12 protein-coding genes are annotated in these 11,047 nt (G+C 27.9%); 3 read left to right on the top strand and 9 right to left on the bottom strand.

What is annotated here, in order from left to right; all coding sequences use genetic code 11:
- Window positions 1-8 precede the first annotated feature (8 nt).
- The 7 genes from ACTTA5_RS00935 to ACTTA5_RS00905 are packed head-to-tail and all read right to left on the bottom strand — an operon-like array spanning window position 9 to window position 6,656.
- Window positions 9-1,736, bottom strand: coding sequence for a S1 RNA-binding domain-containing protein (locus ACTTA5_RS00935; protein ID WP_440647202.1), 1,728 nt, complete (start codon window positions 1,734-1,736; stop codon window positions 9-11).
- Window positions 1,736-2,392 carry a (d)CMP kinase gene (locus tag ACTTA5_RS00930; RefSeq protein WP_440647200.1) on the bottom strand — a complete coding sequence of 219 codons (657 nt, stop codon included), beginning with the start codon at window positions 2,390-2,392 and terminating at the stop codon, window positions 1,736-1,738. Before ACTTA5_RS00930 ends, ACTTA5_RS00935 begins: the two co-directional genes overlap by 1 nt.
- The gene (gene aroA, locus ACTTA5_RS00925) at window positions 2,389-3,714 is read right to left on the bottom strand and encodes a 3-phosphoshikimate 1-carboxyvinyltransferase (protein ID WP_440647198.1); all 1,326 of its coding nucleotides are present in this window, start codon (window positions 3,712-3,714) and stop codon (window positions 2,389-2,391) included. The genes ACTTA5_RS00930 and aroA overlap by 4 nt, the downstream gene beginning before the upstream one ends.
- A 6-nt stretch (window positions 3,715-3,720) precedes the next feature.
- The gene (locus tag ACTTA5_RS00920) at window positions 3,721-4,497 is read right to left on the bottom strand and encodes an ATP-binding cassette domain-containing protein (RefSeq protein WP_440647195.1); all 777 of its coding nucleotides are present in this window, start codon (window positions 4,495-4,497) and stop codon (window positions 3,721-3,723) included.
- The gene (gene lptC, locus ACTTA5_RS00915; RefSeq protein WP_440647193.1) at window positions 4,498-5,076 is read right to left on the bottom strand and encodes an LPS export ABC transporter periplasmic protein LptC; all 579 of its coding nucleotides are present in this window, start codon (window positions 5,074-5,076) and stop codon (window positions 4,498-4,500) included.
- Window positions 5,077-6,045 (bottom strand): KpsF/GutQ family sugar-phosphate isomerase, encoded by a 969-nt coding sequence (locus ACTTA5_RS00910; protein WP_440647191.1) that lies wholly within the window; start codon window positions 6,043-6,045, stop codon window positions 5,077-5,079.
- The gene (locus ACTTA5_RS00905; protein ID WP_440647189.1) at window positions 6,042-6,656 is read right to left on the bottom strand and encodes a ribonuclease D; all 615 of its coding nucleotides are present in this window, start codon (window positions 6,654-6,656) and stop codon (window positions 6,042-6,044) included. The genes ACTTA5_RS00910 and ACTTA5_RS00905 overlap by 4 nt, the downstream gene beginning before the upstream one ends.
- Window positions 6,657-6,672: 16 nt before the next feature.
- On the opposite strand from ACTTA5_RS00905, the gene ACTTA5_RS00900 reads away from it, so the two are divergent.
- Window positions 6,673-7,656 carry a complex I NDUFA9 subunit family protein gene (locus tag ACTTA5_RS00900; protein WP_440647187.1) on the top strand — a complete coding sequence of 328 codons (984 nt, stop codon included), beginning with the start codon at window positions 6,673-6,675 and terminating at the stop codon, window positions 7,654-7,656.
- 5 nt (window positions 7,657-7,661) lie between these two features.
- Here the strand turns inward: ACTTA5_RS00900 and ACTTA5_RS00895 are convergent, their stop codons facing one another.
- Window positions 7,662-8,156, bottom strand: a complete 495-nt coding sequence (locus tag ACTTA5_RS00895; protein WP_440647185.1) for a GcrA family cell cycle regulator — start codon at window positions 8,154-8,156, stop codon at window positions 7,662-7,664.
- 170 nt (window positions 8,157-8,326) lie between these two features.
- Between ACTTA5_RS00895 and ACTTA5_RS00890 the strand changes: the two genes are divergently transcribed.
- Both ACTTA5_RS00890 and argF read left to right on the top strand, forming a co-directional pair.
- A complete protein-coding gene (locus tag ACTTA5_RS00890) occupies window positions 8,327-9,493 on the top strand; it encodes an aspartate aminotransferase family protein (protein WP_440647183.1) in 1,167 nt (388 codons plus the stop codon).
- A 2-nt stretch (window positions 9,494-9,495) separates the two neighbouring features.
- A complete protein-coding gene (gene argF / locus ACTTA5_RS00885; protein WP_440647181.1) occupies window positions 9,496-10,425 on the top strand; it encodes an ornithine carbamoyltransferase in 930 nt (309 codons plus the stop codon).
- On the opposite strand, the gene ACTTA5_RS00880 is transcribed toward argF, so the two are convergent.
- Window positions 10,417-10,956 (bottom strand): c-type cytochrome, encoded by a 540-nt coding sequence (locus tag ACTTA5_RS00880; protein ID WP_440647179.1) that lies wholly within the window; start codon window positions 10,954-10,956, stop codon window positions 10,417-10,419. The two genes, argF and ACTTA5_RS00880, sit on opposite strands and share 9 nt — an antisense overlap.
- Window positions 10,957-11,047 lie beyond the last annotated feature (91 nt).

The following is an 11,047-nucleotide window of genomic DNA, read 5'->3' as shown; positions in this document are numbered from 1 at the left end:
TTCTTCAATTATTCTTTCTCTTCTTCTTTTTTCTTTAAATCTTCAGATAATGATGAAAAAGGTAGGTTTTTACCAGAACCTTCAGATCCATATTTTTCAAGAGCTTCTTTTTTTTCAATTTCTTCAAGCAATTTAATGCTTAAAATTACTTTTCTCTTACCTTGGTCTAAATCTGCTATTGCGCAGTCTAATTTCTCACCACCTGTCCATCTACTTGGTCTGGCGTCAGCAGCATTAATTGCAATTGCAGATTTTTTTATTTGAAAATCCATCTCACAACCCTCTGGTCTTACGATTAGTCCTTTGTTGTCTGTTGAAACAACTTTGACAGTTATTGTTTGATTTTTAGACTTGTCTTTAAACCAGTCAAATGGATCAGGTTGTGTTTGTCTTAAACCAACTCTAATTTTTTGTTCTGAAGATTTAATTTCTAAGACCTTAACCTTAAGCTTATCACCTTTTTTATACTTAGCTAATTCTTCTTCACCATTATTTAAATATGTTAAATCATTACAGTGTAAAAAGGCATCAATATCTAAATCTTCAATTTTAACAAATAAAGAATATTCATTTTTGTTTACAACTTCTCCTTCAACAATTGTATCAACAGGATATTTCTTCTCAAATGTTTCGAAAGGATTATCTTGAGTTAATCTATGTGAAATAGCAACACGCCTCTTATCTTTGTCAATTTCAGTAATCACACAATCTATTTCATCACCGACTTTAAACATTTTTTTTGTTGAAATATTTTTTTTAGTCCAGCTTAGTTCGCTTGAATGAAGTAAAGTTGTTAAACCTGGTTCTAATTCACAAAAAGCACCAAAGTCCATTAATTTTACAACTTTAACTTTATAAATTTTGTTTAATTCGTAATTTTCAATATGTTCAAAAGGATCTGGAGACAATTGTTTTACTGAACACCCAACTTGTAATTTTTCTTTATCAACACTTATAACTTTTAAGTCATGTTTCTCACCTATATTAAATACTTCATCAGGGTGGTTTACTCTTGAATAAGAAATTTCTTGTAGGTGAACTAATACATCTAATTCGCCATTAACATTAAAGAAGCAACCAAATGAACTATATCCTTTTACCTCTGCACCTTTAATAATGTCACCCACTTTATATTTCTCAACTATTTTTGCTTTATCCTCTTTCTTAAAAGATGAAATAATCTCTCTTCTTGATACGCAGGCATTTCCTCTTACTTTATCAAGTTTGATGAGCGCAAATTTTTGTGGTTCATTCATTAAATGACTTATATCTTTTAAAGGCTTATCACTAATCTGAGAACCAGGTAAAAACATTAGTGAACCTGTATCTATATGTTCAACAATACAACCACCTTTACATTTTGATGTAATTTTGCCCATGATAGGCTCGTTTTTCTCATAAGCTTCAACTAGTTTGTCCCAACCTTTAATTTTTTGTGCTTTGCTTGCCGAAACTAATACCTCACCATTTTTGTCTTCAATTTTTTCTAGTAATACTGAAATAGTTTCTCCAACTTTAATTTTATCAGTAAGTCCCATGCTTTTTAACTCATTTATATCAAGGACTGGTTCTGATTTCAGACCTTCAACAAATAAGAATACAAATTTCTCTGTAATTTTATTTATTTTACCTTCTATAATTTTACCTTCTTCTATTTGAACTTTTGAAAGTTGGCTGCTTAGTAGTTTTTCAAATTCTAGTGATGCTGGATTTGATAAGTCTTTGTAAATTTCCATTAATTATTTATTTTCCTGTCTATTATTTTTTTTATTTTTAAAAAACATGCCCTTTTATTAAGGTTTGTTGTATTAATCAATAGTGAATCTTTCGTTTTCTTTAATGGAGATATTTTCCTATTTAAATCGCTTTTATCGCGATTTTTAATACTTTTTAAGACTTCCATATATGATATTTTTTTCTTTAAGCGTTTTAATTCTCTATATCTTCTCAATGCTCTAGTTTTTACATTAGCAGTTATGTAGAATTTTAGATCAGCATCAGGAACTATATTGTAAGTGATATCTCTACCATCTAAACAAGAACCATTATATTTTCTAGGAGGGTTGTATGCAAAATTTAATTGAAATGAATGAACTAATTTTCTTAAAGTTTTAATTTTGGAAATTATAGAAGCTTCAGTTCCAACTTCATCAGACAATAAATTGCTATCTGCAAGGTCTTTTATTTTTAAAGTTTTAATTTTTGATTTTATAAATTTATTATTAAATTTTTTAGGATATTTTATTTTTAGATATGCAATAAATCTATAAATTTTTCCAGTATCAAGATAAAAAAGATTATAATGTTTTGAAATCGCTTTTGCTAAAGTTCCAGCACCTGCAGCAGCAGGTGAGTCTATAGCAATTTTTAAAATATTTTTTCTTTTTGTCACTTTTTTAAACTATCAATAATTTTTAAAAAATTAGGAAATGAGGTATTTATAGAATCTTTGTCATGAACATTCCAATTACCACCAAAAGATAAGGCCGCAATTATACTTGTCATAAAAACTCTGTGATCTTTCAAATAATTTTTAATAATTACTCTTTTATTATAATTTAAATGTAAATTTGGTTTACCATAAATTTTAATTGAATTATTTGTTGTAACAGTCTTGACTCCTAGATTTGTTAGAATTTTTTTAGCCCATTTTAGTCTTGGACTTTCCTTTTGATTTAGTTCACCTAAATTTTTAAAATAAGAAATACCTTTGGCTTTAGCCGCGACTAAAAAAATAACTAAAAACTCATCAATTGCTCCACTATTTAATTGTGGTGGACAATTAATTGCTTTTAAAGTTTTACTACCATAAATTTTAATATCAGCTTTCTTTTCACCTTTGTAAATTTTTTTATTTTTAAAAGTTATTTTCACCCCCATTTTTTTTAAAATAGTAACTATTCCTATTCTTGACGGATTTATATTTACATTTTTAATTGTTAATTCTGAACTAGGAGATAACGCTGTTAGAACAATAAAAAACGCACTTGAGCTGATATCTGAGGGAATGTCATAGTTTAAAGTGTTTATTTTTTTTACTTTTTTTATTTTAATTTCATCAAAATATTTATTTTTTTTAATGCTAATAGGTAACCTTAAATACCTACATAATAACTCGGTATGATTTCTTGATTTCTTTGCTTTAATCTTTGTAATTCCATTTGTTCTCATTGCTGCAAAAATAATTGAGCTTTTGCATTGAGCTGAACCTTTATTTTCATAGTATTTGATAGGCTTTAAATTTGAGGAACCATAAATTTTCAATGGTAAATAATTATTATTTTTTAACTTAAATTTAGCTCCAAATTTACTTAGAGGATCAGAAACTCTTCTAAAGTCTCTCTTTGACAAGCTTTTATCTCCAACTAAACTAATTGGATTTGGAGAATTTATTAACAATCCAAGAATAAGTCTTCCCAGTGTTCCTGAATTTTTCGCATCAATTTTTAAATTTTTTTTATATTGATAGCCATCTATGCCTTTTCCAAATACTAAACATTCTTTTTTTTTTATTATTGCTTTAACGCCTAATTTTTTTACTGCTTCCAAGGCAGCTAAAACATCTTCCGACAATAAAAGATTTTTTGCTTTTGACCTACCGTTTGCTAATGAAGCAAATAACACCCATCTAATACTTAGACTTTTATCACCAGGGACAACTATAATTTTTTTAAAATTTTCAATTTTTTTATTTATCTTAACAATTTTTGACATTAGATATTAATTGAACTTAAAGTTATCACCAAAATATGCATTTTTTGCATTAATGTTATTAACTAAGTTAGAAGGTGTGTCTTCAGCTATAATTTTTCCATTACTCAATATCATTGCCATATCTACGCATGCCAACAAGTCTCTAGCTTGATGATCACATATACAAATTGTTATTTTATTTTCACTTTGTAGGTTTACTATAATCTCTTGTAACATTTTAATTGTTAAAACATCTAATGCAGCGAAGCACTCATCTAATAAAAGAACTTTTGGATCACTTAACAAAGAGAGCGCAATCACTAATTTTTTTTTTTGTCCACCTGATAAAAATTTTGCTTTAATATCTTTTAAATTATCCAGTTGAAACTTAGCCATTAAATAGCTTATTCTTTCAGATCTGTAATTTTTGTTGTCGATAACAATTTCACTTATTGCTTTAAGATTATCATATAGAGAAAGATCATTAAAATATCCTCCGTATTGAGGAACATATCCTACTTTAAATTTTTTAGTTCTAAGGTACACAGGGTAACCATTTACATTTTGTCCAGCAATTTTAATTTGACCATTATTTGGATTTATCAACCCTGTTATTAAGTTAAAAATTGTAGATTTACCCACACCATTTGGACCAAGCATACCAAAAATTTGACCTTCATTAATTTTAAAACTTATATTGTCTAAAATTAGTCTATTTCCATATGACAAGGAAATATTGTTAAATTCAATTATCGAGTTAATATTTTTAAAAGATTTGATCCTGAATTTTTTTATGATTGCCATTTAATTTGTACTAATTATTTCAACTTTTTTTTCTTCTTCGTACATAAATATTTTTGCATCTTTTGTTATAATATCCATTTCAAAAACATCAGCTTTTAAAATGCTACTAGGGTTTTTAAAGATAACGTTTTTTGAAATCAATATTGAATTTCTTTCTAAAGAAAAATCAAGATAATCTCCAGTAATTTTATTAACTAAATAATTAATTATTACATTTTTTGAAAAAATTGTATCAAAATTCTCACTGTTATATTTTCCAAAATCTGACAGGATTCTAATGTCCTCTGAATTATTTAACTTAATTAATGCATTTACCTCTTTTAAAAATATTATGCTAGGGTTGGAGTAATCTATGGTACCTTCTTCAGCTCTAATTAAATATTCGTTACCATCACTATCTTTACTTGTATACTCTACGTTTAATATGATATTTGAATTATAATTTACATCTTCATTTCCTGTTACATTATCACTGATTACCTCAGCATTCTTTTTGTAAAACTTTAAATAAAAAAAATAAGTAACGGGAAAAATTAAAGATAAAATAAGCAAAATTTTTAAAAGATTTTTTACAATCATTTATAAAATATTTGACTGCAATATAGTGTGGATATGAATCACTCCAATTGTTATTTTAGGTTTTTCTTTTTTTGTAACTACTAGTGAAGTAATTTTTTTACTATTCATTAATGTTAAAGCTTTTGCTGCCAATTCGTCTTTATTAATAGAAAATGGTTTTTTTGTCATAATTTCTTTAACTGGCAATAACTGAAAGTTTGAATTTTTTTCAGAAATTCTTCTTATTTGACCATCAGTAACAATACCAATAGTTTCTTTTTTTTTGTTTAAAACAACGAGAAAGCCTAATTTTTTTTTACTTAAAATTTTTAGGGCTTTATTCATTTCTAAATTTTCATTTACAAAAGGAATTTTTTCTCCTGATATCATTATATCTTCAACAGTTTTAAGCTGAGCTCCTAAGCTCCCCGCAGGGTGGAGTTTCTTAAAATCCATTTTACCAAATTTTTTATATTTCATTGATGCTATAGCAAGAGAGTCACCTAGAGCTAGCTGTGAAGTTGTACTCGCAGTTGGCACAATTCCTTCTGCTTCATTTGCTATAGGTGTAAGTAATTTAATATCTGAAGCTTTGTAAAGTATAGAGTTTTTTTTAGATACGATTCCAATCAACAAATTTTTATTTCTTTTTGCGTATTGAATTATATTTTTCAACTCAACAGTTTCACCTGAATTACTAATAAGTATTAAAATGTCTTTTTTAGATATCATGCCCAGATCTCCATGTGATGCTTCACTTGCCATAAGACTAAAAGATGGCGTTCCTACTGATGCTAGTGTAGCGGCAATTTTAGATGCTATAAGACCACTTTTTCCAACACCACATAATATTACTTTTGACTGACAATTTGCTATTTGAAAAACTGCCTCGTTGAAAGACTTATTTAAATTTTTTTTTAAATTCTGTAATGCCTCTATTTCTAGATTAATCACATCCTTAGCAATAGATAAAAATTTTTTTTTATTCATTTATGAGACCAGATATCTTCTTTGAAAAGTGCCAAATCTAAATCAACTCTTGTTTTTAAAAATTTTAAACAATCTTCATAAAGTTTAATTCTACTTTCTCTTTTTAGAATTTTAATTAGTTCTCCATGAATTTTATGAAGATAAATTACATCATTAGCACAGTATTTAAGTTGAGCAGGTGTTAATTCTCCACCAAAATCTGAACTCTGAAATTGTTTACTAATGTCTAAATTTACAAACTCCTTAATTAATGTTTTTAAAGAATGATTGTCTGAGTAAGATCTTGCAAGTTTTGAAGCAATCTTGGTATCTAAAACATTGTTGGTCTCTGTTTTTAAATAGTGTTTAATATGTGCCATATCTGCACGTCCATAATGAAAAATTTTGGTAGTATTTTCATCATTTAAAAGTCTTACTAAATTAGGAGCTTGATAATTTTCTCTGTCAAATTGGACTATATGAGCATCTAAGTTGCCCGAAGATACTTGGATTAGGCATAATGGATCACGTCTAACATTCAGACCCATAAACTCGCCATCTACGGCAATTATATTGCCTAAATTTAAATCATCTGGTAGATCGTTTTTGTGAAGTTGAATATTATTATTCATTATTAAACATATATATATGAAAGCAAAAAATTGTCTAATTTTTGGTGGAAGTGGTCAAATTGGTCGAAATTTAATTAGGAAGCTTACAAAAAATAATTACCAAGTAACTGTTGTAACAAGAAACATTCATCAAAAAAGCTACATTATTAAAACACAAGCAAATGCAGGCTATATAGACATAGTAGAGTCAAATATTTTTGAAGAACAAAAACTTAGAAAGCTTTTCGAAAAAGCAGACGTATGTATAAATTTAGTTGGGATACTATTTGAGTCAAAAAAGGGAAACACATTTAATAATATTCACACAATTTTTCCTTCTTTGTTATCTAAGCTTTCAAAAGAATACAAACTAAATCATTTTATTCACTTATCAGCGCTTGGAATAAATGAAGCTACAGATTCTGACTATGCTAAGAGTAAATTAGAAGGTGAGGAAAGAATTCTAAAAAATTTTCCTTTAGCTACAATTATCAGACCTTCAATTGTCTATTCAGTAGATGATAATTTTACTACAAATTTTATGACACTTTTAAATAGATTACCAATATTCCCACTTTATTATGAAGGCAGAACTAAGTTCACACCAATTCATTGTTCTGACTTGACAGATGTTATCTTTAATATAATTTCGAATAATGTTAATTCCAAAATAATTGAGTGTGTTGGTCCAGAAATAATTTCATTTAAAGAGATATTAGAAAAATTATTGAATTTAATTGGAAAGAAAAGATTATTGGTACCAATGCCTTTAGCAATAGCAAAAATATCTGCGAGATTTTTTGAAATAATGCCAAAACCACTTTTGACTAGAGATCAATTGAAACTTCTAAAATATGATAATGTTTTATCTGGAAAATATAAATCAAACTCAGACATAGGGGTACCAAGTTTGAGATATTTTGATGAAGAAGTTAAAAAATATTGTTATATGTGGAGGGAAGGAGGTCAATTCTCTACAGAAAAATATAATTCAGATAATATGGATACTAAAACCAATTAAAAATTTTAAGCAGATTGAATTTTCTTCTCAATAAATTCTGGAACTTCCTCTTTTTCTGTAATTTCTTCTTTTTTACCTTTTGGCTGATAAGCATAAAGTAAATGAAGTTTACAATAAGAGAAATCTTTTAAAGAGGATCTACCACAAAAATAAAATTCTTTTTCATCTGGATGACCCATAGGCCACTTGCATGAATTCTCATCTAGCTCTTCTAATTGTTTAGGATTTTCTGGTTCAAAATCTTTTTCAATTATTAAAGATTTAAACTTACTTTTACGACCTCTTTTTGATTGAACGTTATTCTGCTCAATTGAATTTTCGAAATTTTTATTTGATGTTGCAGTTCTTGTTTTGATTTTTGCCGAAAGGTTTAGTCTATGGGCTTTACCAATCACGGCGTTACGACTTATGCCACCTATAATCTCAGCTATTTGGCTAGCTGTATTACCTTTGCCCCACAATTCTTTTAATTTTGAAACTTTTTCTTCAGTCCAACTCATATCTATATGTTGTATTATTTATTTTTAAGATGACAATATACTGTTATTAATTTAAATGAAACAATCAAAAAATTAGAGTTATCAACAATAAAAGCCTAGTACGAATAAAATTAGTTTTTCAATCATAACTTGTATCTATGAAATAAAATTTATAAAAACAAATTAAATTTATGAGCAATTTAGCAAAAAATTATAACAGAAAAAAAATTTCATTTAAGTGTGGCAAGGGAAGCTATCTTTATTCTAATAATGGAAAAAAATATCTTGATTTTGTTATGGGTATTGCTGTTAATTCCTTGGGTCATGCTCATCCAAGTTTAATCAAAACTATAAATAACCAATCAAAAAAGCTTTGGCACGTTTCAAATGCTTTTCAAATTCCTGAAGGAGAAAATCTAGCAAAAAAACTATGTAAAAAAACATTCGCTGATTATGTTATGTTTCAAAATAGTGGAGCAGAAGCTACAGAGGCAGCTATTAAAGTTGCTAGAAGATATTTTTTTTCAATTGGCAAACAAAATAAAAATAGAATTTTATGTATAAAAAATTCTTTCCACGGGAGAACATTAGCTGCAATTTATGCTAGTGGATCAAAGAAAATGACAGAAGGATTTGGTCCTAAAGTAAAAGGATTTGATCACTTTACTTTTGGAGATCATAAATCATTAGAAAAGAAAATCACAAAAGATACTGCGGCAATAATGGTTGAAACTATAATGGGAGAAGGTGGAATTAAAGTTATTCCAGATTTCTGTTTGAGAGAGCTTAGAAAATTATGCGATAAGAAAAAAATTCTTTTAATTCTAGATGAAGTTCAATGTGGAATAGGCAGATCAGGAGATTTTTTTGCATTTGAAAAATCTAAAGTAAAACCAGACATAGTCCCAATAGCCAAAGGAATTGGAGGTGGGTTTCCAATAGGAGCTGTTCTTATGAATAAAAAAGTAGCCACAGGTATGGTACCTGGCACTCATGGATCTACATTTGGAGGCAATCCACTTGCTATGTCGGTTGGAAATAAAGTAATGGATATAGTTTCAAATAAAAAGTTTTTAAATAATGTTAAAAAATTATCTAAATATTTTTTATCAAACTTGAACAAAATTAAGGAAAAATATCCTAGTGTTATTAAACAAATAAGAGGAAGAGGTTTTTTAATTGGCATACAGTTACATCAAGATCAGACAAATTTTATTAAAAAATTAATGGACAATAAATTATTAACTATTCGTGCTGCAGAAAATGTTGTCAGAATTTTACCACCTCTTAATGTTAAAAAAAGTGAACTTGATGAAGCTTTAAAAATTATAAATAAAGTTTGTAGTCATTATAAATAATCATGAAACATTTTATAAATTTAAAAGATATTCCTAGTAAGGATTTAAGAAAAATAATTACTGATGCAAAAAAAAGAAAAAGTTCTAGAAAAAAACTTAATACATTAGAGACAGACAAAGGTGCTCCATTAAAAGGTAAAATTTTGATCCAAATGTTTGAAAAACCAAGCTTGAGAACAAGAATGAGCTTTTATTTAGCAATAAAACAGCTTGGAGGAGGCACTATAACACTTAGATCTAATGAACTTCATTTAGGACAAGGTGGTGAAAGTATATCAGATACTGCGAAGGTTCTATCAACTTATGGCGATGGATTTATGTTGAGAACAGATAGTGATAAAAAAATTGAAGATTTTAAAAAATATTTATCTATCCCAATCATTAATGGTTTGAGCCCATCATCTCATCCAACTCAAGTACTTTCAGACGTTTTTACAGTTGAAGAGATTACAAAAAAACCTATTTCTAAATTAAATATTTGTTGGATTGGTGACTCAAATAATGTTTTAGATAGTTTAATCGCTGCTTCAGTTAAATTTTCTTTCAAGCTAAGTATTGGTTGTCCAAAAAATTTTGAACCAGGAAAAGAAGTAAGAAATTGGGTCAAAAAAAATAAAAGAAAAATTTACATTTATAATGATCCAAAAAAAGCCTCTAGTGGAGCTGATGTAATTTTTTCCGATAAAGTTATTTCATTAAATGACAAAGTAAACAAAAAGAAAAAAATACAAGCATTTAAAAAATTCAAAATTGATAAAAAATTAATGAGTAATGCAAATAAGAATTGTATCTTTTTACATTGCCTGCCTAGAGGCGATGAAGTGTCTGAAGATATTTTCTTAGGGAAAAAATCTCATGTATGGTTACAAGCTCTTAACAGAGTTCATGTCCAAAAAAGTATACTGTTGTATTGTTTTGGAAAATTAAGGTAGTGGAACGGGGCTATCTGAATTTTCATTTAGATACTTAATTACAGACGCTCTGTCTGCTTCTTTTCTTAAACCTGCATAGGCCATTTTTGTGCCTTTGATGTATTTGGCAGGTTTTTTTAGAAATCCATTTAACTCTTCAAATGTCCATTCCTTTTCATATGTAGCTAATGCTTTTGAATATTTATAATCTTCAACTGCCCCAACTTTTCTTCCAACGACGTTATATAAAGCTGGACCTATAGCATTTTTTCCGCCTTTTATTATTGAGTGACAGGCTGCACACTTTTTAAAAATTTTTTCTCCACTTGCTATATCTCCCATAGCCATTAATGCAACAATGTCGACTTTTTGTTCTGCTGCAGTTGTTGTTGAAGATGATGCAGTGGACACCTGTTCAACTTCCACCTTGTAACCTGGTGTTTCTGGCTTTTCTACATGAAAAATTACATCAGATAATTTTCCGATACCAATAACAAGAAGCGCAACCATTAGAACTGCAGCTACAATTTTGTTAATTTCAAAAGAATCCATTTTTATAAATTTAATTTTGAACGTATAACATGATAAATTAAAATTTGACTAAAATTTAATGTACAAATTTGCCTCTATTTTAATTAGTGAT

This window comes from Candidatus Pelagibacter sp. HIMB1521, assembly GCF_052047875.1.
Classification (GTDB): Bacteria; Pseudomonadota; Alphaproteobacteria; order Pelagibacterales; family Pelagibacteraceae; genus Pelagibacter.
Note: the sequence above shows the minus strand (reverse complement) of the source record. Positions and strands in the feature narration are given on the sequence as shown.